The sequence below is a fragment of the Paenibacillus amylolyticus genome, from assembly GCF_050990605.1.
Taxonomy (GTDB): Bacteria; Bacillota; Bacilli; order Paenibacillales; family Paenibacillaceae; genus Paenibacillus; species Paenibacillus amylolyticus_H.
This window is the reverse complement of the sequence record NZ_CP158832.1, coordinates 4525834-4550550: the sequence shown is the minus strand read 5'-3', so window position 1 is coordinate 4550550 and position 24717 is coordinate 4525834. Positions and strand designations below refer to the sequence as shown.

Annotated in this window: 6 protein-coding genes; all 6 read left to right on the top strand. The window is 47.5% G+C overall.

The window, feature by feature from the left end:
• Positions 1–37: 37 nt before the first annotated feature.
• The 6 genes from ABTV53_RS20210 to ABTV53_RS20185 are packed head-to-tail and all read left to right on the top strand — an operon-like array spanning position 38 to position 24700.
• Entirely contained in the window at positions 38–16816 is a 16779-nt protein-coding gene (locus ABTV53_RS20210) for an amino acid adenylation domain-containing protein (protein ID WP_433754294.1), read from the top strand.
• The gene (locus ABTV53_RS20205) at positions 16806–21005 is read left to right on the top strand and encodes a beta-ketoacyl synthase N-terminal-like domain-containing protein (protein WP_433745706.1); all 4200 of its coding nucleotides are present in this window, start codon (positions 16806–16808) and stop codon (positions 21003–21005) included. The genes ABTV53_RS20210 and ABTV53_RS20205 overlap by 11 nt, the downstream gene beginning before the upstream one ends.
• Positions 21002–21259, top strand: coding sequence for an acyl carrier protein (locus tag ABTV53_RS20200; protein ID WP_036668520.1), 258 nt, complete (start codon positions 21002–21004; stop codon positions 21257–21259). The genes ABTV53_RS20205 and ABTV53_RS20200 overlap by 4 nt, the downstream gene beginning before the upstream one ends.
• Positions 21256–22407, top strand: coding sequence for an acyl-CoA dehydrogenase family protein (locus ABTV53_RS20195; RefSeq protein WP_433745702.1), 1152 nt, complete (start codon positions 21256–21258; stop codon positions 22405–22407). The genes ABTV53_RS20200 and ABTV53_RS20195 overlap by 4 nt, the downstream gene beginning before the upstream one ends.
• Positions 22404–23384: an ACP S-malonyltransferase gene (locus ABTV53_RS20190; RefSeq protein WP_433745699.1), complete on the top strand. Its 981-nt coding sequence runs from the start codon at positions 22404–22406 to the stop codon at positions 23382–23384. Before ABTV53_RS20195 ends, ABTV53_RS20190 begins: the two co-directional genes overlap by 4 nt.
• The gene (locus ABTV53_RS20185) at positions 23381–24700 is read left to right on the top strand and encodes an aspartate aminotransferase family protein (protein WP_433745696.1); all 1320 of its coding nucleotides are present in this window, start codon (positions 23381–23383) and stop codon (positions 24698–24700) included. Before ABTV53_RS20190 ends, ABTV53_RS20185 begins: the two co-directional genes overlap by 4 nt.
• Positions 24701–24717 lie beyond the last annotated feature (17 nt).

The window sequence follows — 24717 nt, the reverse complement described above, 5'->3', positions numbered from 1 at the left end:
AGCTTGAATCTCAATTAAACGATGAGGTGTGGTCGTGATGGTACAAAAAACCGTTGAACTTTCCGAAACACAAAAGGGAATCTATTTTGATTGTCAGGTGAATGATCCCACTTCGTATAACATCTCAGCTTCAATACAATTTGATTATCTTCAAATGGAGATATTTCGCCGGGCCATCGAATTGCTTATGTATGAGCAAGTGGTGCTGCGTACTCGGATTGAGATCCAAAATGATGTACCCGTGTTATCCGTTCATGAAGATATGGATTATTCACTTGTCTTGTGGGACCTAAGTAGCGAGAATCAGGAGAATTCAAAGGAACAACAGTTAGAAGCACTGGTGGATGAATGCATCGGGACATCTTTTGAGCTGGAGAAAGGTCCTCTGTTCCGTATAATGATTGTTCAAATGGATAAATACCGATATATTCTAACCTTATGTATACATCATTTAATATGTGATGGGATATCGCTTGAACTGATGAGAAACAAACTTATCCAGTCATATACGTGTCTTCTTGAAGATCAGCCTGTGGATGTCATGCTGGATGAAGGATTCATCTCTTATGTTGAGGCAGAGAACAAGAAACTACACGAAAACAAGTACTCCAGAGAGCGGGTTTACTGGTTAAACAAAATGAAGGGAGCGGAACCTCTTTCTCTGAAGCACGACTTTCCAGCAGGTTCTGTACAAGAAGGAATTGGTCATGAACTGCGATTTGATATTTCGGAATCGTTAATGGCTGATATTACACAGGTGTCCAAAGAAAATGAAGTAACCGTTTTTATGTTCTTTATGGGTGCCTTTGGCATTCTTATGAGTAAATATGTCGGTACAGACGATATCACCTTTGCCTCCCCATATTCTCATCGTCCCGGTATGGACTTGGAAGAAACAATTGGGTGTTTTGTCCATATGCTGCCCATGCGATTCCATATTGACCTCGAATCAACTCTAAAACCTCTGCTGCAACAAGTAGCCACAACCTGGATGGATACGTACAGGAACATCGGATATCCCAATAACCTCATTGTCAGAGACAGCGTGTTACAGGCTCAACCCGGATCACCATCGTTGTTTGATATCTCCTTTGTTTATGATTCCTATGAGGAAGATATGCTCGGAACTCGTATTCTGGATCAGGATAAGGTTACGTTTCCAGGAGATCTAATGGTGGTGTTGAGTCGTTTACCGCAAGGTGCTCAGTTGAAGCTGCAATATAAACCGAGCTTGTTCCGTGAAGATTCAATGGAACGAATGGGCCAACGATTTCTATACTTGCTGAATCAACTAGTAACCAATTCTGATCAAAAAATCAGTGAGTTCAGCCTCCTGATGCAGGATGAGAAAGAAAACCTACTGTATCGATTCAATCAAACTTCTTATTTTCCCTACACTCCACAACATATTATGGATATATTTCACGATAAAGTAGCACGTTTCCCGGAGCGGGTAGCTCTAATGGAAGGCAAGCAGCATCAAACCTATGCGCAGGTCAACGCAAAAGCGAATCAATTGGCTAGACAGATCGTTGCGAGTAAAAAAAGTGATAACGCGGCAGTTGGCTTGCAGATGCCACGTTCCTTGGATATGGTCATTGCCCTATTGGCTGTATTAAAAGCCGGATGTGCTTTTGTGCCTGTAGACCCTTCCTATCCTTTATCCAGAAAGGCCTATATTATATCGGATGCAGACATATCCATAGTGCTGGCTATACAGCCCGAAAAAGATGACGAGACGCTGGATGTCCAGTACATCTACGTTGAGGGAGATCAGGCCTATACGGGGGATGCCTCAAATCTCGAAGAGGCGCTGAATCCGCATAGCCTTGCCTATATCATGTACACATCCGGATCAACAGGCAAGCCAAAAGGAGTCATGATTGAAAATCATAGCGTAGTCAATACACTGCTTGATCTGGAGCGTCGTTTTCCAATGCAGGCTCAGGATGTTTACTTGCTGAAAACAGCATATACCTTTGATGTGTCGGCCACGGAACTTTTCGGTTGGTTCATGGGTGAAGGCGCACTAAGTATTCTTGAGCCTGGAGCAGAAAAAGACCCTTCTCGTATTGTGTCTACGGTGGCATCACATAAGGTTACGCACATCAACTTTGTTCCAACGTTATTCCGTCTTTTTCTGGAAACGATGGAGCTTCGCTCCGATCTGTCAGCATTGGACACGCTGAAATGGATGTTTGTTGGCGGAGAGGCAGTCACGCCAGACATCATTGAGAAATTTAACAGGTTAGGCATGAGAGCAAGTCTTGAAAATGTATATGGTCCAACCGAATGCACCATATGGGTTTCTCATTATCCGTTAAGCCATTACGAAGGCTTGGGCAATGTACCGATTGGCTACCCGCTCAATGAGTCCAGATGGTATGTCGTTGGAAATCATGATGAGCTTCAGCCATTAGGTATTCCAGGGGAGCTTTGTCTTAGCGGTGTTGGGCTTGCACGTGGATATTTGAATCTGGAACAGATGACCCGAGAGAAGTTTGTCCCTAATCCTTTCTTTCAAGAAGGACAGGACGCAGAGCATTTCAGGTACATGTACCGCACAGGTGATCTGGTGCGTTCACTCCCAAGCGGCACGATCGAATATCTGGGACGCATTGACTTCCAGGTTAAAATTCAGGGAGCCAGACTGGAGACAGGCGAGATCGAGAATACCCTGTCATCCTATCCGGGTGTCATTCAGACCGTGGTAGTGATGAAATCATTTGAAGGTAGGTCCGGCTTGTTGTATGCCTACTATCTGTCAGAGCAGGAGCTTCCTTCTGTCGAATTGAGAGAGCATCTGTCTCGTTTGTTACCGGCATATATGATACCATCCGTTTTTGTACATAAATCCGAATTTCCATTGAATAGCAGTGGAAAGATTGACCGGAAGGCACTCATGGCAGATATTACGCATGCTCACGCTTCCAGTACGTTCTATACCGCCCCGTCTTCTGAGCTTGAGAAGGTTATAGCCGAAGTGTGGGCCGAAGTGCTCGGTGTTGAGAGAGTAGGGCGCGATGACCATTTCTTTGAATTGGGCGGAAATTCATTTTCTGTCATTCAGGCTCACAATAAACTAAAACATTATACCGATGTGGAGTTCCCTGTTCCTCGTTTTTTCGAATGCCCGACATTGCGTCAATTTGCCGCGCTGGGTCCGAAAGATGAGAGACTTCCGATACCGACTGAACGGGAAAAATTGTTTCAACGAAAAGACGGCATTATGCGTGAGGACATTGCAATTGTGGGCATGGCGGTGAATGTGCCGGGCGCTGAGGATATAAGGGAGTTTTGGAGTAACCTTGTTGAACGGCGGGAAAGCATTCACTTTTATAGTGATGATGAATTGAGGGAGATTGGCGTGGAGGAGTCGCTGCTGCGTTCACCTCGTTATGTTAAGGCAAAAGGACGTGCCAACGGCATCGATGAGTTTGACGCAGGGTTCTTTGACTATACTCCCGGTGAAGCCAAAATGATGTCTCCCCAATTCAGACTTTTGTACCAGGGAATATGGGAAGCGCTGGAGGATGCAGGCTGCAGACCCGATGAAGCGGGTAAAGTGGGTGTGTTCCTTGGCGGGTCCGATGACTTCGAATGGTACCGTCAAGTGCTTTTTAACGATGCTAACTATAGCAGTAAATACGAAGCATTTACCCTCAGCACCAATCATTTTCTCGCTACCCGAATGGCTTATAAGCTGAACTTAAAAGGGCCGGCCTATACCGCTCTGACGGGATGTTCTACTTCATTGGTTACACCTCATCTGGCATGTCAATCCTTGATCGTTGGAGAATGTGATGTGGCCGTGGCTGGGGGGATCACCGTGGAGTTACCCAATGAAGGGGGGTACATATTTGAAGATGGCATGATGTTTTCCACAGATGGTCACTGTCGTCCATTTGATGCGGCAGCCAGTGGAACCGTCTTCTCCAATGGTATGGGAATTGTGGTGCTGAAGCGGGTAACCGATGCTCTGCGGGACGGAGATCATATCTACGGGGTCATCAAAGGCTCAGCAATTAACAATGACGGACAAGAGAAACTCAGTTTTCTTGCTCCAAGCGTAAGCGGACAGGCTGAAGTCATTCAGGATGCTTATAAGGTAGCCGGAGTAGACCCGGAAACGGTGAGTTATATCGAAGCACATGGTACGGGAACGTTGCTTGGTGATCCAATTGAAGTAAACTCGTTAACTCGTGCCTTTGCTTCCGACCAAAAGCAATTTTGCTATCTGGGTTCGGTCAAGGGCAATGTGGGACATATGGATACAGCCGCAGGTGTGGTTGGTTTAATCAAGGTAGCGCTCAGTCTTGGACAAGGTTATATCCCTGGAACAGCGAATTATGAGCAGCCTAATCCCAAAATTGATTTTTTGAGTACCCCATTTAAAGTCAATGCACAAGGGGTGGACTGGAAACAGGGCAATGTTGGAGTCATGCGCGCAGGAATCAATTCATTTGGTGTGGGGGGCACGAATGCTCACATGGTATTGGAGGAGGCTCCCGAGATGGAGAAGTGCAGTCCGGATGATGACGTAAATATATTGCTTTTTTCCGCCAAAACAGAGTACTCGCTGAACCGCACCGCTGAACGGATTATGGAACTTCTGACTCAACATCCGGAGCAATCTGTGTCGAACGCAGCGTGGACCTTGCAATCAGGTAGATCTGTTTTTGCGTATCGTAAGGCTCTCATTCTGGATAAGACATGGAAGGATGATCCGGACAAGCTGATACAGCAGGTGGGGAAAGCACGCGTATATCATTCAGCTCAAGGCACCCGTCCCGTATACTTTATGTTCCCCGGACAAGGCAGTCAGTATCAGGGAATGGGTGCAGAACTATACAGATCTACAGAGCAAGCAGGCCTAGCTCCAATCTTCAGAAGTTATATTCAGGAAATATTGGACCTTCTGCCTGCGGAAGAACGAGAAGATATGCTGTCCGTTGTATACGGGGATCAGCAGCCTGAGCGAATAAACCAGACGGAGTACAGCCAATTCGCACTGTTCATGACCAGTTATGCGCTGGCCAAGTCGCTGCTGGATCTGGGCATCAAGCCAGATGGCATGATCGGGCACAGCATTGGTGAATTGGCGGCCGCAGCGGTAGCGGGTGTATTCGAACTCGGAGACGCTGTCAGGTTGGTTCGACTTCGCGGACGTCTGATGCAGCAGCAACAACCCGGGGTCATGCTTGCCATTATGGCGGATGTACAGCAGGTGAAGTCACAACTGGAAGAAGACATGTGGCTTGCCCTGGTGAATACTACAGGTTCCAGCGTGATTGGTGGGACAGCTGAAGCCATTTCACGAATGGAAGCCAAGGCTGAAGGACTGGGCTGGAAGTGCATTCGTGTGAAGACTTCCCATGCATTCCATACGCCAATGATGAATCAGGCCGCTGAGGAATTTAGATGTTATTTAGCAGAGCATTCACTTCATACGCCACAGATCCCATTACTGTCCAACACCAGTGGAACATGGGCGCTTGGAGATGAAATCACACAACCTGACTATTGGTCCCGTCATATTTTACAACCGGTGTTGTTTGAATCAAACCTGGCTGAAGTGTTAAAGGATGAGCGGGCTGTATTAATTGAAGTAGGTGCAGGACGAACGCTAAGCTCCTTTGCCAGACAGCACAGTCAATCAAGAGATTCCCAGACGGTACTGAATATGCTGCGTCACGTAAGGGAAACGGAGCAGGATAGTATCTATGTGAACCGCAGACTTGCGGAGTTATGGTGCGAAGGCATTGAACCGGACTGGAAGGTACTCAAAGGGCAGACGGTACGACGCAAATGCTCTCTGCCTACTTATGTTTTCAACAAACAATCCTATCCTGTCAGTGTTTCTCTTTCTGGCTTATCAGCAGCGGAAGGTATGGGTCCCGGGGATAATAGGCAGCATGCAGAGCAGGGTAAGGGAAGTGGCTCTACTCTAGTAAAAGGGACAGTTTATACAGGTGGTTCCGATCAACTGAAACAGATTGTCCTGGACGCATATCGAACGATTTTTGGCATCGATGATCTGGAGGAAGAGGTTAATTTCTTTGCGGTCGGAGGAGATTCTCTCAAAGCAGTCAGCTTGTCTGCATGGATCCGGTCTCATTTAGGAATTCAGCCTGAGGTAGCAGATATTTTCAATCATTCAACGCCTATTCAACTGGCGGAGCATCTGTATGTCACGGCGAAACCAAAAGTGGACCAACAGACGATTCAATCTGCACCCACTATGGATGCGTATCCAATCTCTTCTGCACAGATGCGTATGTTCACACAAGCGATGCTTGATCCAGGCAATACGGCCTACAACCTACCGTCTGCAACCATTATTGAAGGCGAATTGGACCGTATAAGAGTTGAGGCTGCTTTGCAGCAGTTGATGCAGCATCATGAGGCGCTCAGAACATCGTTTGAGATACGGGGTGGTCAGATCGTTCAGATCATCCAACCTTCGGTTCGCTTAAGTATGGGCTATGCAGAGCAGCATGTGGCAGATGACCAACAGTTGCCTGCGATGATCGAGACATTGATTCGTCCTTTTGATCTGGGGAGTGCTCCGCTTATGCGGGTTGAACTGATTAAGATAGGCGAGCGCAAGCATCTGCTATTCTTTGATATTCACCATATTATCGCAGATGGTACATCTGTCGAAATCATCACACGTGACTTCAATGATTTATATTTTGGCAAAGAGCATGCAGTTCGATTGCAGTACAAAGATTACGCGGTATGGCAGCAGCAGCGTCTCGCTTCACAGGAATACAATGCACATCAAACGTACTGGCTGGACCAACTTGGCCCTTCTTTACCTGTGCTGCAGCTTCCACTTGACCATGAGCGTCCATCACAGCGATCTATGCAAGGGGGACGTCTACATTTCACGTTAAATCGTTCGTTGACACAACACTTGCACGAGCTGGCTTCCTCATCGGAAGCATCCATGTATATGGTAATGCTAAGTGTGTGGAATCTTCTTCTCGCTCACCGCTCAGGTCAGCAGGATATTGTAGTGGGAACGCCTGTTGCAGGAAGGATGCAAGAGGAGTGGAAAGAGACGGTAGGCATGTTTGTCAATATGATTGCGATGCGAAATTTTCCAACGTTTGATCGTACGTACACTGATTTTTTACGCGAACTCAAACAGCATACACTGGATGCTTTTGCGTATCAGGAGTATCCGTTTAATGAGCTTGTGGCACAACTGGGCGTGACTCGTGAGTTGAACCGTAATCCGGTATTTGATGTTTGTTTCGATTATCAGAATATGGATTTGCATGGACTTGAACTTCATGGTTTGCAATTCAGTTCTTTTCCGGTGGAGACGGGTACGTCTACTTATGATCTGTTAATGACCTGTCAAGAAAACAGGGAGAAGCAGGTGATTGAAGGATATATCGAGTACTCGCTGGATCTGTTCCGTCGGGACACAGTTGAAGATTTCATGCAGGAGTTTATCGGACTGTGCCAAGAAGTTGTTCAACAGCCCAATCTGTCTCTGAGCGAACTGTTTGAGAGTAACGGACGTTCTCATGAGCACCCAGTCCATCGACTTGCTGGTCCACGTCTGGATTACAATCCTGCGGGTGGTCTGCATCGGCTGTTCGAGCTGCAGGCAGAGCAAACACCAGACAAGAAAGCTCTCCTTGTATCATCCGGAGCCGCTTTTACCTACAGGCAGCTTAATGAGAAAGCTAATACGCTGGCTTGGAAGTTGATTGATCAAGGTGTGCGCCGAGATGAGCCTGTGGGCATATTATCCAGACGAGATGAATCGTTGATCATTATGCTATTGGCGGTGCTGAAAGCTGGGGCGGCTTATGTGCCTCTGGACCCTGCCTTTCCGCCGCAGCGTATCCTGAATATGATCGAAGACAGCCGGATGAACGTATTGCTGTGTACCCCTGAGGAAGAAGATACAGTGACTTTTAGCGGAGAGCGATTCGTGTATGATCCAACTGCCCAGGATGTGCGCTCATCCGTTAACCCGGACATAAGCTTCCTGTCTTCGGACCTGTCCTGTGTGATTTTTACCTCAGGATCGACGGGGCGTCCCAAAGGGGTCATGATTACTCATGAGGCGATGGTCAATTTTGTTGAGGACATCAGGCACCGACATATTTTTGCACATGAGACAGATCGCATCATCAGTGTAACGACCATATCTTTTGATATTTTCGGATTTGAAGTGTGGACACCATTATGCACCGGATATTCGCTGTATCTCGCCAGTGAGCAGGAGCAGCTTGACCCGGCTCTTGCATCACGTCGAATACGTGAACATGGTGTTACACACATTCTTAGCACGGTCTCACGCATTAAGGCATTTGTCGAAAATCCGGAATTCGCTCAGGCGCTGGGCAATCTGCGGTGTGTGCTTACCGGAGGGGAAAATGTCCCTGTGGGACTCCTCACCGATCTGAAGCGGCTTACGCCTGCTCGAGTCTTTAACATGTATGGACCCACGGAAACTACGATCTGGTCAACGACCAAAGAATTGAATGACACAGCCGCGATTACCATTGGCAAGCCCATTACCAATACAGAGATTTATATTCTGAATGATGAAGGTGAAATACTGCCACCTGGCAGCTATGGAGAGCTGTGCATTGCAGGAAAAGGATTATCCCGCGGTTATCTGCACAATGCAGCTGAGACGGATGCCCGATTCATGGCAAACTCCAATGTTTTGGGAGGCCGTTTGTACCGAACTGGCGATCTGGCCCGTATACTGCCGGATGGGGATGTTGAGTTGATGGGACGGTTGGATCAGCAGGTGAAGATTCGTGGCTACCGGATTGAACTGAACGAGATTGAGCAGGCAGCGATGAACCATGAACGAGTAAGAGAGGCTGTCGTTAAGGTAGAAGGGGCCGAGCCACATTCATTGCAATTAATCCTTTTCTACAGTCTGAAGCCTGGGATTGGGCCGTCCGTTATGGAAGATGAAGATGTACAGCTTCGGACCTGGTTAAAGCAGCGGCTCCCACAGTACATGATGCCTTCTCGCTTGATTCGTCTGGAAAATCTGCCTGTGCTGCCTAATGGCAAACTGAATCGCAATGCCCTTCGTCTGGCTGATTTTGAAACGGGAGAGAAGGCTAATCCGGCTATGGTTTATGGCTCATCGATTCAAGGAATGGAGCGGGCAAAAGTTGATCTGGAGCAGATGCTCATTGCAACGTGGAAGGAAATATTGAATCTGGATACAGTTACTATCCATGATCACTTTTTTGACATCGGAGGCAACTCGCTGGGGCTTATCTTGATCAATAATCGGCTGAATGCCTATCTGGATAAAAGCGTTCCGCTGGTGCAATTGTTCGAGCACTCCTCCATTGCATCACTGGTCAATCATCTGGTGGCTGAGCAGATGCTGCCGACAGTTATCCAACAGGTACGAGAGGAGAGCGGGCATATCGCTTCGGCTGGATATCCTGTTACGAACCCGGACCTGACAACAGCTCCAAAAGAGTATGTGATGAGCACAGTTGAACACAGCAAAGTGGAGCAGAGCAGACCAGAACAGAGTATCTCGTTGGCTTCAGAACACAGTAGCAGAATTTCTTCTTCGTCGGATATCGCAGTCATTGGCATGGCAGGGCATTTTCCCGGTTCAAAAAATATTGATGAGTTCTGGGATAACCTAATGGCAGGTAAGGACGGTATCACCCGTCTGAATGAGGAGGATCTAACCGCTGCGGGTGTACGACCGGAAGACTTCAAACATCCCGATTATGTACGAGCCAAAGGTGTACTGCAAGATACGGAGTATTTTGACTCCGGATTTTTCGAATATCCGCATCAGGAATCCAACATGATGGATCCGCAAATACGGCTGCTGCATCAGTGCTCATGGGAGGCGCTTGAGCATGCCGGGTGTGACCCTTACAGTTATGAGGGATCTATAGGATTGTTTGCCGGAAGTGGACTGAGCTTACCATGGATGGTGCAATTTCTCGGTCGTTCCGGTAATTTGCTACAGGCTTTTGAAGCCATGACTTTAAATGAAAAGGACTATATTACAACCCGAGTATCTCACAAATTAAATCTGAGAGGGCCGAGTATGGCCGTACAGACCGCATGTTCGACTTCTTTGGTCGCTATCCACCAAGCTGCTGAATCGCTGATTCGGGGAGAGTGTGATGTGGCACTTGCGGGAGGTGTCTCTATCTCCTATCCGCTCAAAGAAGGTTATCACTGGCATGAAGGCATGATTTATTCAAAGGATGGTCATTGCAGACCGTTCGATGAGCAGGCATCTGGTACGGTGTCTGGTAATGGATGCGGAATGGTTGTGCTCAAGTCACTTCGCGACGCGCAGAGAGATGGAGATCATATCTATGCAGTCATTAAAGGTTCAGCGATTAATAATGATGGCATGGACAAAATTGGATATACGGCACCGAGTGTGGCCGGGCAGGTCAAGGTTATTCAATCTGCCCTGCATCGTTCGGGAGTGTCTCCAAAAGAGATCTCCTATCTGGAGGCGCATGGAACAGGAACCAAACTGGGGGACCCGATTGAAATCGAAGCGCTCAGGCAGTCATGGGGAACAGATCGTAGAAATTATTGTGCTTTAGGTTCTGTGAAAGCCAATATTGGGCATCTTGATGCGGCAGCAGGTGTTGCCGGTTTTATTAAAACCGTATTGACGCTTTATCACCGGGTGGTTCCGCCACAGATTCACATGAATCGGACGAATCCAATGTTGGAGCTGGAGCATAGTCCCTTCTATATCAACAAGGAGCCACAGTCATTAGAAGACGCGAAGCATATCCTGCGAGCAGGTGTCAGTTCGTTTGGGATCGGGGGGACCAATGCTCACGTCATTCTGGAGCAGCCGCCCGTCCAAGAGAGCCAAGCCAATTATGAATCTTTGCTTCTGCTGCCTTTCTCGGCCAAGAGTGAATCTGCGCTGGAACGCACGTACGATTCAGTCCTACAGGCGATTCATGTATTGCCGGAGCAGTTGCCCAATGCTGCGTGGACTCTGCAAAAGGGAAGAAGCAGATTCATTCATCGTAAAGCACTAATCGTTGTGGACGGTTATATTCCGCCAAGCGAGCAGTCTGTAGAGTTTGAGACACAGGCAAGTGTGATGAATGGGAAGCCTAAGGTCATGTTTTACCTTAGCGGGAATGCAAGTTGGGAAGCGCGCAAGATTCGGGAACTATATGCTTCTGTGTATCGCAGCCAGGTCTCAGAGATATTCAAACAGCACTTTGAAGAGATACTGAACCTCTTTGAGTCCAAGGAACAGTATGCCATTCGCCAAGGCATAGGGCGATCGTTAACCGATTCAAGGCTTGGGCGCATGCAGTGCTTTGTTGTGCAATATGCTCTTTATAAAACCGTGATGCAGCTTGGTATCAAGCCGGATGCTGTCTGTGGACAGGGCGTTGGCGAACTGGTGGGGTTGGTTATTAGTGATGCACTTGATTCAGTACATGCCGTGGGGCTTTTATACAATCTGGAGGATTGGTCACTAGAAGAAGGAGCATTGTCAGATGCATTGACAGGAAGGATGACAGATGCAACTGTAACAGACCATGCGTCGAGTATTGCACCACTGTTATCTCCAAATCTCTTGTTTACCTTGCTAAATCGCAAGACTCTTTCTGAATCTGCTGGGTATACGCTGTGGATCGTTTCGAATCAGCTGCAGGATACAGAACAAATAGCCCCGGATTCATTTTCAGACCCAAACATCATTGCTCTTACTGGAGATCGTCAGAGCTTGCTTGAGGCAGATGTCTATTTAATGAAAGTACTTGCTTTTTGCTGGTGCTCTGGCATGGAGCTGGATTGGGAACAATTAAACGGAACGGGGCGTAGGCAAAAAATCTCCCTGCCGACGTATTCCTTTGATCCCATTGTCCATCAACATGATGTTGCGTTGTATCAGCTTGCAGGTATGTCGCAGGTTGCGGCGGGTTCTAACGCAGTATTAGAGCAATCTCCATCCGGGAAAGTCAGGGTTCAACGGACTGGTGAGGAGATAAGGCATGTATTGTCGCAATTGTGGCAGGAGTTGCTTGGTAATGGGGCAGTCAGCCTTGAAGATGATTTCTTTGAGCTTGGGGGTCATTCATTAAAAGCGATTTCCTTGGCGTCGAGGATTAAAGAAATGTTTGGATTAAATTTGGGGCTGGAAGAGGTTTTTGATCATTCTGTGTTTGAACACATGGTCCAATGGATTGTTGAACATCAGGCTACAAGTGACTCTGATTCAGTGAACCCAATCTTGCCCGTAACTAAGAAAGAGAAATATAAGACCACTTCTGCACAGCGAAGAATGTATGTGGTGCATGAGTGGATGAAAGGTGAGAGTACGGCGTACAATCTCGCCAGTTCCTATAGGGTAAGGGGGAAACTTGACCCTGCCCAATTCAGAGTAATAATGGATGCACTGGTAGAGAGACATGAAGCATTCCGTACCAGGTTTGAAATGATTGACGGTGAGCTTTTCCAAATTGTGGAGGATCAGGTTCCAAGCGTTGTGGAGTTGCTGGAATTAGAAACAGCAGGGTTAGAGCAGGTCATGGAATGGATCAAGCCTTTTGATCTGACCAGCGCACCATTGGTTCGTGTTAAGCTCATTCGCCTTTCTCAAGAGGAACACATCTTATTCATCGACATGCACCATATCATTTCGGATCAGAGTTCCATTGCGATCCTGATGCAGGATTTTGCACGCATGTACAGAGGAGAAACATTGCAATCTCTTGACATTCAGTATAAGGATTATGCGGAATGGCGTGATGAAGCTGCGTCACATGGACAATCTGTTGAAGACGCCGAGTTTTGGATACGGGAATTCGAGGACATGCCTGCACCGGTTGAATTGCTTACAGACTTCCCAAGACATGGTGCGTCATCCTACAGGGGAGACAGACTTTCCATTGAACTTGATGAGTCGTTAAGCACACAGATCAATGATTTCTGCACTCAACAAGGGCTTACACCCTACATGTTGTTCATGGCAACTTTGAATCTATTAATCTGGAAGTATACGGGTCAAGACGACTTGGTTGTTGGTACAGCGGTTGCTGGGCGTGAGAAACCAGAACTCGATAACGTTATGGGGATGTTCGTGAACATGCTCGCCATTCGCACCAGCATGGACAGAGAATGGTCCACAGAGGCGTATTTGAATGAGATGCGTGGCAAGCTGTTATCCTGTTATAAGCATCAGCATTATCCTTATGAAGCACTGGTGGAACAACTCGGTCTATTCGGTGATTTAAGCCGCAACCCCCTATTCGATGTGGTGCTAAATTACATTAATATGGGGACCGATGATCCTGAAGCCGGGGAAATGATACTTGAACCATGGGTGGAAGGTAAGGTGGATGCCAAATTTGATCTGACTTGGACACTGGTCGAGCATAAGCAATGTTACACGGTTGAACTTGACTATCGCTCGGATTTGTTTAAAGCGGAGTCCATGGAACGGATGCTGGATAAATTCCGGTATATCCTGTCTCAGATCATAACAGGGGATAATGAACGAATTGGACAGATTAAGCTCACTACACCGGAGGAAGAGAAATGGCTGCTGTACGGAGTCAATGATAATGCCGCTCAGTATCCGCGAGATGCGACCATTTCCCAATTATTCGAGGAACAAGTTCATGTACATGCACAGAAGACAGCATTGGTCTGGGAAGACGGTGAATGGAACTATGCGGATCTGTATGAACGTGTTCAGTGGCTGGCGTTCAGGTTGCTTGGACAAGGGGTAAAATCAGGCTCCAGTATTGCTCTCATTCTGGACCGTGGACCGATCCAGATGATCAGTATTCTTGCTACACTCAAAGTGGGTTGCAGTTATGTCCCGATCGACCCGGCTTCGCCGCCATCGAGAGTTGAATTTATTTTGCAAGATTGCGATGCGGCTGTGTTATTGACTGAAACTGCTTACGTCTCGACATGGCAATCTGTAGTTCCTTGTATCGTACCGGCAGATGAACTGGCAGCATTTGATTCAGGAGACATGCAGGAGCCCGTTGAACATATGAACAAGACTGCTCTTGACCCGGCTTACATCATTTATACATCAGGGTCAACAGGAACCCCGAAAGGGACTGTGATGAGTCATCGCAATGTGACCAAAGTCATGAAAAATAGTAATTTTGTCACCGTCGTGCCGGAAGATCGTATCCTGCAAATTTCTAACTATGCGTTTGACGGTTCCATTTTCGATATTTTTGCTTCATTTATGAATGGAGCTACTCTTGTATTAATCTCGAAAGAGACCATTTTGGATATGGCTCGTTTGGCTGATGTCATCCGACAGCAACGGATTTCAGTATTTTATATTCCAACATCCTTGTTTAATATGCTGGTGGATTGGGATGCTGAATGTTTGAAGAATGTGCGTAGAGTGATGTTTGGTGGTGAAGCTGCATCGGTGAGTCATGCCAACAAAGCGCTTGCATGTGTGGGGCCGGGCAGGTTATTAAATGGATATGGACCAACGGAAGCAACCTTTTTTGCCTCCTACCACTTATTAGAGCAAACAGAGCCTTATACTGGATCATTGCCTATAGGTTTTCCCCTGTCCAACACAGCCTTGTATGTTCTGGATAATGAGCTGAAGCCTGTGCCACCCAACGTTCCAGGTGAACTGTATATCAGTGGAGATGCGGTGGGTATTGGATATCTTAACCGTGAGGATCTTACCCGAAAACACTTTCTTGATGATCCCTTCCGCAAGGGAGAACGAATGTATCGGACAGGTGATATCGTCAAACGTCTGATTGACGGCAGTCTGATTTTTATTGAACGTTCGGATTTCCAGGTCAAGATTAGAGGTTTTCGCATTGAGTTATCAGAGATTGGCAATTGCTTGGAGCGTCTTTCGGGAGTTCGTGATGCCTATGTCATGACGGCTACAGAAACATCAGGAAGTCTATACATTGCCGCGTTTTATACAAGCAACACTGGGGCAGATGCTGAGTTTATTCGAAGAGAACTTCACCAGCAACTGCCGGAGTATATGGTGCCTGCACGAATTATTCGAATGGATCATCTTCCGATTAATGCCAATGGTAAAGTGGACCGAAGAGCATTGTCCGAGAGTTTGGTTGAAGAGCAGCAGAGGTCTCTGGAAGTGAGTTCACCTCGGACAAAAACGGAGCGTGTCATTCTTGCAGCCATGCGACAGATACTCGGTAATCCAGGCATTGGTGTGGAAGATCACTTTTTTCAAAATGGGGGGCATTCACTTAGAGCAATTGCATTCACTCAAATTTTGTCAAAAGAAGGAATTGCCATCAATGTGAACGAATTATTCCAATATCCGACAGTTAGAGGGCTTGCCAAATTGGTAGACATTACTCCTCCGGCGTCAGTTTGGTCAGATGATAGCCTGCATATTCAGTCCCCGATAGTCATACCACAGGACATAACACTTCATGAGAAACAACTGGACAGCCTGGTCCTGCACGTTTTAAACAGCTGCAATCAGGTTTCATCTTTTATGGCGGGCATGACCCCTATGGGGCGATTCCCCCTATCTCCAATTCAGCAAGCACATGCTTCTACGACTTCACGAGCAAGCGGATTTACAACAACGCTGGAAGGCGAATTAAATGAACAAGCTGTAAAACACCTGATCCTTGGGGTTATATCCCGGCATCAGTTGCTGCACAGCATGATATATGAGGAAGAACAATTGTATTGGCATCCATGTGATATGTCGTTAGCGGCGGACATGCTGCAACAGCTTATCCCATATCTTGATATTCGTCATTATGCTTCGGCTACAATGGAGCAGCTGGAGTACAAACTGGTTCAGTCTTTGCTACACAAAACGTATAAGTTGAAGGAACTGCCTTGGCGTCTTTGTATTTTGCGTACAGGAGCCACAGAGCATAAGCTGATTTGGAGTTTTGATCACCTTGCGTTTGATGGGATGAGTGCCCAAATCATCAAACAGCAACTTGAGTCGAAGGCATTATACAGACAGCAAGGTGTAGAGATCGAGGGCGATCTTCTGTACCAAGTACGAAATTATGAGGATTATGTAAGTTTTCTGTCTCAAGGCCCCATAGGGGTATCTGAAGATGAAATGAAGAAACAATTTTCACTTCAGGCATGGCATAGATGTAACACCACCGTCATGAACAAGTTGAAGGAAATGGAAACATTGTCGCCTTCAGCGATGACTGTGGAGTTGTCCCTTGCAGGGAAGGAGCCTGCAGATGTTTGGTGGACATGCTTTGAAACTTTTGCCAACATCATTGCGGCTTATCTGAACATAAGCGAATTGCCAATAGCCCTGGTTCATTACGGAAGGGAGTATGGCGAAGAGACCTACTATGATTATGTGGGAGAATTCCTTGATCTGATTCCAGTTCTGGTAGACAGTGAATTCACACAGGATGATCTGTTGAAACGTCTGGAGCTTACGAAGCGACACTGCATTAACTTTATGGCACTTACACATGATTCTTCCCTCTCGGCACAATATGATGGCATACAGGAACCATTGGGAACTGCCTACAGGCAAGCAGAACAGGAGCCGCGTCAGATGATTCTGTTTAATTATCAAGGCTTCATCTCCAGCAGAGAGGTGATCCCAGTGTCGTCTCAGTCGTCGGATGACCAAGATTCGAATTCGGGACTCGCCCAATTTGAATGGGTTATTCACTACGACGAAGAGTGTCTGTACGTACAGCTGGACTGTCAGGCTGGTCTGGATATCAATCGTATGAAACAGCTGATTGATGACAAGCTTGGTAGCGATGTGAAAGTGGTAGTTCACAATGAGGCAATGGAGGTGCAACATGTCCAGTAAATCCATACAGCGAGGACCCGAGCTGATTGTGCCAGAGCATTATTCAACAGTGGCTGAGATGCTAATCTACATTGCAGATACTCATCCAGAAAAGGGAATGACCTATATCAGCTCTTCAGGTGATGAACAGTTTGAATCTTATCCTGAATTACTGATGCAGGCGCGCAAGTACCTGCAGTCTCTTCAGGAGCAAGGCATTCAACAAGGACAGGTCGTTATTTTGGAGATTGACCAGTCACAGGAATTTTACCGGACATTTTGGGCTTGTATGCTGGGGGGCATTATTGTCGCCCCGGTTAGTCCTCCGGCTGCCTGGGAACCAGGCTCAGCCGGTCTGGAGAAATTCACGAAAGTGTGGGATGTACTCGGGTGTCCGGTAGTGATCGTCGAGGAAGCCTACATGCCCAAGTATAAGCAGCTTGCGGAAAGTCCGGTATTCAAAGGTCTTAGGTTGATTAGCGTGAACCAGCTTCAAGCAGGCCAGCAGATGGCTGATCTATGCCCAACCTCTCCTGATGACATTGTGTTCCTACAGTTCTCATCAGGAAGCACGGGAATTCCCAAAGGCGTGCAGTTAACAAATCACAATATTATCGCCAACAGTATTGCATGCAAGACTTTTCTTGGAGCCGAAGAAGGAGATAATGTGTTTACCTGGTTGCCGCATACGCATGATATGGGGATATTTGGACAGCACCTGACACCCGTCCTGAGTGGAGCCAACATCATGGTGATGTCACCTTATACTTTCGTACGGTCGCCTTATCTGTTCTTGCGCAAGATTACGGAGCATCAGGGAAAATGGTTTTGCTGTACCAATTTCGGTTTCGAATGGATGGTTCAGAAGATCCCGGATTCCAAGCTCTCAACGCTTGATCTGTCTTCACTGCGTATGACCTTGAATGGTGCAGAGCCTATATCAACGTCTGTTATCGAGCGATTTGTCAAAAAATTCAGCTCTTGTGGCTATCGTCCCAATATGATGTTTCCTGCGTATGGCATGGCCGAGGCCACAGTAGGTGTATGTACCTCCAGACTGGGGGAAGAGCCGCGAATTGAACGTATTTCGCGTTCGCGGCTGGTGCAGGAAGGACTGGCTGTGCCAGTCCAGCTGCCTGGCAGTGATAGCCATACTTCGGATGTGATCGAATTTGTCCATGAAGGATATCCCATGACAGGAATTCAAATCCGGATTGCGGATGAACAGGGTGAAGTGCTGGATGAGCGGGTCGTCGGCGAAATCCAGATCCGTGGAGAATCGGTAACCTCCGGATATTACAGTCTTCCGGAGATAAATCGTGAAATGTATGTGGATGGGTGGCTTCGCACTGGAGACTTGGGTTATATGGCTGATGGCTCCCTGGTTGTAAGCGGACGAATCAAGGACATCGTGTTTATTCGGGGACAGAACTATTATGCACATGATCTTGAAGAAATTTTGTACCAGAATAGCAGCATTCCGAGAGGAAATCTGACGGTAGTCGGGCACTTTAACAGCCTCAAACAAGTAGAGGAGCTGCTTGTATTTGTTAAATACAAATCGGGCACTCCACAGTTTCTGGATGTACGACAGGATCTGATCCAACGTATGAGGGCTGGATTGGGTATTGAGATCAACCATGTTCTCCCAATCAAGGTTATTCCCAAAACCACGAGTGGCAAGGTCCAGCGATTCATGCTGAGAAACGAATATGAGCGTGGAGTATTTAACAAAGACATCGAGGCCATTGAAGAGCTGATTCGCGAAAACACACAACAGCAACGACACGAGACGGTTTCCGCATCGTCTTTGGAGCATACCGTACGTAAAGCCTGGGCTGAAATTCTTCAATTGCCCGCAGGAAAGATTGAGATGGATACTTCTTTTCTTGCACTAGGCGGCAATTCCATACTCTCCTATCAATTACTCGACAAGCTGTCTGCACATATCGGGCGTGAGTTAGGACAAGAATTACTTGTTTTTTGCAGTACAGTACGTGAGATGGTGGAATATCTGCAGGAACTTCCAGCAGAGACGAAGCACTTTGAACAAGCTGTAACAACAGATAATCACCTGAATGTACATCGTGCTATTGCTATTACCGGACTGTCTCTGCGTCTGCCTGATGCTGACACCCAAGAGCAGTTCTGGAGCAATTTGGTTAACGGGTTAGATAGTGTTGACCGGGTTAGCTTAGAGCGTGCAACACGTTCCAAGGAACCCGATTGGGATGACTGGATTGGGGAACTGAAGCAACCGGATACGTTTGATCATGAGTTCTTTGAAATCCCGTCTGAACAAGCTGCATTTATGGATCCGCAGCATCGCAAGCTGCTGGAAGTTGCTCATGAGGCGCTGGAGGATGCGGGGATGCTCGTGGACCATGACGATAAGCGTGATGTGGGTGTGTATGTAGGAATTAACCCAAGCACATACTTCGATCTGGTTGTTGATTATATGAACCGGAGTGTTGGAAAGGCTGTTCATTCTCACGCTATGGTAGGCAATATGTCCAATATTGCAGCGGCCTCCATTTCACACATGTACAATTTTACAGGGCCGGCACTGTCCATAGATACGGCATGTTCTTCTTTTCTGGTAGCACTGACGCAAGCTGTGGCGGCCATTCAGGACAAGCGTATCTCTGGGGCAGTTGTAGGTGGAGCGAACATTTTGGCTACACCGCATGTTCATCAACTATCACGCAATGCTGGAATCTGTTCTTCCACTCAACATACGAAGGTATTTGACAGGGAAGCAGATGGTTCAGTCCTGGGGGAAGGTGCTGTTGTGGTATATCTGGAGCCGCTAACAGAGGCAGTTCGCAACAATAAGCATATTTATGGTGTGATTCGCGGGACAGCGGTGAATAACGACGGATATTCCTTGGGCATTATGGCACCCAACCCTCAGGGGCAATATGAGGTACTCCGTGCCGCTTATCGCGATGCCAACCTAAACCCGAGCGAGGTCTCTTATATTGAAGCACATGGATCGGGGACAAGAATTGGAGATCCAATTGAGGTGAATGCCTTGCTCCGACTGTTCCGGGAAAAGGGATATCCAAGCGACAATTCGATTGGATTAGGTTCAGTCAAAACCAATATTGGACATTTATTTGCAGCCTCCAGTGGAGCCAGTCTTGCCAAGGTTCTGCTCAGTATGCAGCATGGGGAACTGGCACCAAGTCTGCATATGGATAATCCGAATCCGGCCCTCCGACTGGACCAATCGCCGTTCCATATCGTTAGCGAGCATAGATCGTGGGATGTACCTGAAGGGAAAACGCGGAAGGCAGGCATCAGTTCATTTGGCCTGGGAGGTACGAATGCCCACATTGTGCTGGAAGAATGGAAAGCCCCTGTCCGTGCAGATGCCCCGGCACGCGGTCAGTTGTTAACGTTCTCTGCCAAATCAGAGCAGGCTTTAAAAAAGCTGATTGATAACACGGAGCAATATGTGAAGAAACATGCGGACCTGGCACCAGAGGATCTTTGTTTTACCCGGAACAGATATAGAAAACATTATCGGTATCGTGCAGCAGTAACTGTCAGCTCAACCGGAGAGTGGAACATTGAAGAGATGGAATTTGGCTTCAAGCCTAGAAACCGAGCTGCTCGTGTCAGTATTGTGGTTGGGGGGCATGAGATTCGCCGAGAAGATGAAGCTCATGCACGTCAAGTAATCAGGCCAGACGATTCTAATGAAGATATGGTAGCAACCTTGAACTACTGGGTGACCTTGCTTGAGACACTTGTACGTCTGGTGCCTTCCATTCAGGAGATTCGAGGAATAGCTGCAGGAGAGGAACTGGTATCCAGCTTACATCTGGATGACGAGGAACATCACAGCGCTCATACAAGCCAATCCATTCCAGTGAACAACAGAGTGACGTTAGACAGTCTGCAAGTCACACCTGGCAAGATGGCAAACGCCGACATTGTAATTATGATTGCTGCAGATCAGACAGTGCAGCAGCTTGAATACAGTGGCAAGGAGAGCTTCATCCGTCTGTCTGCCAAGCCGACACTTGCCATGGAGGATCAGCTTGCTTTATTGCTGGGACAGCTTTATGTACGTGGTGCTGCGCTGGATTGGGAACAGTTACATCCGAATGGCTCTGGCCAGATTGTACATCTGCCAGCACATCCATTCGAGCCGTATGTTCATTGGATAGATGTGAATCAGGGAACGGAGGTCATGATATGACAAAAGAAGAAATTGAGCTTTTTCTCAAAAGCGAGATTGCTGCAGCGTTGAATCAGGAGCCAGAGGATATCGATGAAGAGATGAATTTTTTGAAAATAGGTGTCTCATCTGTACAGGCGCTCAAGATCATTAACCGTGCGCGTAAGCATCTTCAAGTTGACATCAGTCCGGTTGCGTTGTTTGAATACAAAACAATTGCCGAGTTTGCTGCCTATCTCAATGAATCTCTTCTTCAAGAGGGGGTTGCCGAATGATTGAAGTGGATAAGGAGCAAGAGATTATTCATGAAGCTGAATTGTTTGCTGCCCGTGAGATTCGTCCTTATGCTCAACAGATTCAGGAGCAGCAAGCCATTCCCAGAACATTGATCCGTGCCATGGCTGAAAAAGGTTACTTGGCTGCCTCGATCCCGGCTGAATATGGCGGCATGGGTCTCGGTCCTAAGGCGTACGGGCTGTTGACTGAAGTATTTGGCAAGGCTCTTCCAGCCGTTCGCAGCTTGTTAACGGTACATACTTCACTTGTAAGTGAAACTTTGGTACGTTTCGGAACGCCTGAGCAAAAATCGTCCTGGCTGCCCAAGTTGGTGAAGGGAGAATGGATTGCTGCCTTTGGCCTGACTGAACCGGAAGTTGGTTCGGATGCCAAAAGTGTAAAGACCGAGTGGAGAGAAGAATCGGACTGTTATGTTTTGAATGGAAAAAAGAAGTGGATCACGTTTGGACATCTGGCAGATGTATTTATCATTATTGCCTCGAATCAGGGACGAAGCACTGCTTTTTGGGTCGAACGCCAGTTTGAGGGTGTACAGACCAAACCTATTGAAGGTGTCATGGTTGCCGGAGAGACAGGTATAGCTGAGATTGATCTCCATGAGGTGCGTGTACCAAAGAGTCACATTATTGGACGTCTGAATGAAGGTTTTGAGTACATCGTAACCGGAGCACTGGACCAGGGCAGATATAGCATAGCCTGGGCAGGGCTGGCGATTGCGCAGGAAGCGCTGGATGCCATGGTGACTTACTCAAGGAAGCGGAAGCAATTTGATCAGAAGCTGAGTCATTTTCAACTGATTCGCGGCATGATTGGAGATGCGGTGACAAAAGTCCATGCAGCACGAGCATTATGTTTACGGGCAGCCGAGCTGAGAGAAGCCAAGGACCCGCAAGCCGCCATGGAGACAACGATCGCCAAATATTTTACGTCCAAAGTTGCTGTTGAAGTTGCAAGCGATGCACTACAGGTGCATGGTGCGAACGGAATTAGTAACCAATATCCTGTTGCCAGGCTGTATAAGGAAGCCAAAATTCTGGAGATTATTGAAGGTTCTTCTCAGATGCAGCAGGAGATGATCTCGCATTACGGATTAAAAGCCTATAACAAGCGTGGCGGTGGCGTATGACGTTCTGTGCACTATTTCCCGGCCAGGGAAGCCAGTATATCAGAATGTGCAGCGAGTTGTTGGACAGTGAGCCGGAGGCGAATCAGATCTTTGCGGAAGCGAGCGAGGTGATCGGATTTGATTTGAAGGCACTGGTTATGGAAGGGACCCTGGATCAATTGACGGTCTCTGAATATGCTCAACCTGCTGTACTGACAGCAAGCTACGTTCTATTTGACTCATTTGTTCGCAGGACAGGAATGACTCCAGATTATGCAGTAGGTCATAGTTTGGGGGAGATTTCGGCTTTAGTAGCGGCGGGAGCATTGCGATTTGCTGATGGAATCCGTTTTACAGCTCAGCGTGGTGCGTTGATGCATCGCTCCATTCAGGAGCAAAAAGGAAGAGCGGGTATTGTTGTTGATATAACCCAAGAAGCGCTTGAAGAACTAGTCGAGAATATTCGTCAGAACCAGTATGTAACGATCTCCGGTTATAATTCACCGGGACAGTTTGTCGTCGCAGGTACTGCGAAGGGTCTTCAACTGCTGGATGATCAGGTGGATGGCTACGGTGGGGAGTTCATTCCTTTTCGCATGATGCCAATGAAGGCAGATGCACCTTATCATAGCGAGTTGATGCAATTCATTCAGCCTGAGCTTGAAGAGATGCTTGCAGGAATTTCCTTCTCTGCACCGGTGTTTCCCATATGCTCTACAGTACATGGTGAGTTCATTCGCGGAGCCGAGGACATTCCTCAGCTGCTGAGCAGCCAGCTTTTGCAACCTATTCGCTGGAATCAGGCATTGGCACGAGTTCAAAATCTAGGAGCGACGGTATGGATCGATATCGGTCCAGGCCAGAGCGTAAGAAATATGCTGGCTGAGAATAAGACCTTGCCTGCAGCCTATTCGCTGGATGATCCGCAAGATCGGTTCAGGTTATTGGAGCGATATGAAGCAGTAAACCAGACAAGTGGGGGAGGCGATAAGGGATGACCACGGAGATGATGCAGTACAATCAGCGGGTGAAACAATGGCTGCCTGGAGGTGTGCACTATAATTTTCACCTTCCTTGGGAAGAGACGCCGCTCCATTTCAAGCATGCTTCCCGAAGCAGAGTGACGGACATGAACGGCAACGAGTATTTGGATCTATATGCCCGCTTTGGGGCCCTCATTGTTGGTCACGGCAACGAGGAGTATAACGAGTGTCTGAAGGAGACCATTGACCGTGTTCTTTCCGTAAGTCATTGCGATCTGGATGCAGAGGCTCTGGAACTGATCCATCAATATGTACCTTCAGCAGAGATGATTCGTTTTGGATTATCAGGCACGGAGATTGTCCAGAATGCACTTCGTCTTGCCCGGGCGTGGACAGGCAAAAATCGCTTTGTACGTTTTGAAGGCCATTATCATGGCAATGCGGACAATATTATGGGTGGCAAGACTGCACGTACAGGTCCGCCTGTACCTTCAGACTATCCTGGTGACATGAAAGGAACAAAGGGGAGGGCAAGGGATGCCATGGAATCTCAATCCTACCTCTTGCCATGGAATGACTCAGCCTGTCTGGAGGAACTATTTCGCCAGCATGGAGACGACATTGCAGCAGTAATCATGGAGCCGGTTTGTGTAAATGGAGGCGGAGTCATGCCTGCTCCGGGTTATCTGCAAAAAGTCAGACAGTTATGTGATCAGTACCAGATCGTGCTCATTTTTGATGAAATTATAACAGGATTCCGGATGGGACTGGGGGGTGCCCAACAGTTATTCGGTGTAACGCCCGATCTGACTACACTTGGGAAGGCAATCGCCGGGGGCGGAGTTCCGGTGTCAGCCCTGGTTGGCCGAGCGGATATCATGAAGTTGCTTGTAGACAAAAAAGTAATTCATGCGGGTACGTTTAATGGCTATCCATTAGGTACAGCTGCTGTAAAAGCTACGCTGGAAATGTTGGGCCGCAATGGGGGACAGGCGATGAACAGCATGAACCGCCATGCTGAGATGATGCATGACATACTCTGCCAGGAAGCAGTGAAGGTAGGTCTGCCTTTAATTGTTCAGGGTCCGTCTGGCTGTGCTTCTTATCACTGTTGCACGGAGCCGCTTACGGATACGGCTGATTATACGTTTGAATTGATGTCTTTTGATATTTTGTTAAATAGCAAGCTTGCTGAGCACGGTGTTCTGGTATCTACGCTCTCGCGGATGTATCCGAATATCCTGCTCGATATGCAGGATGTTGCCTGGTTCAGTGAGCGTGTCCCAGCAGCACTTGCCGAAATGAAAGAGCTCTACGACGAGCTGATCTGATGGTAGCTCAATAAGGA

Coding starts and splice junctions, on each gene's coding strand:
- ABTV53_RS20210 (WP_433754294.1), top strand. CDS start 38: ATGGTACAAAAAACCGTTGAACTTTCCGAAACACAAAAGGGAATCTAT.
- ABTV53_RS20205 (WP_433745706.1), top strand. CDS start 16,806: ATGTCCAGTAAATCCATACAGCGAGGACCCGAGCTGATTGTGCCAGAG.
- ABTV53_RS20200 (WP_036668520.1), top strand. CDS start 21,002: ATGACAAAAGAAGAAATTGAGCTTTTTCTCAAAAGCGAGATTGCTGCA.
- ABTV53_RS20195 (WP_433745702.1), top strand. CDS start 21,256: ATGATTGAAGTGGATAAGGAGCAAGAGATTATTCATGAAGCTGAATTG.
- ABTV53_RS20190 (WP_433745699.1), top strand. CDS start 22,404: ATGACGTTCTGTGCACTATTTCCCGGCCAGGGAAGCCAGTATATCAGA.
- ABTV53_RS20185 (WP_433745696.1), top strand. CDS start 23,381: ATGACCACGGAGATGATGCAGTACAATCAGCGGGTGAAACAATGGCTG.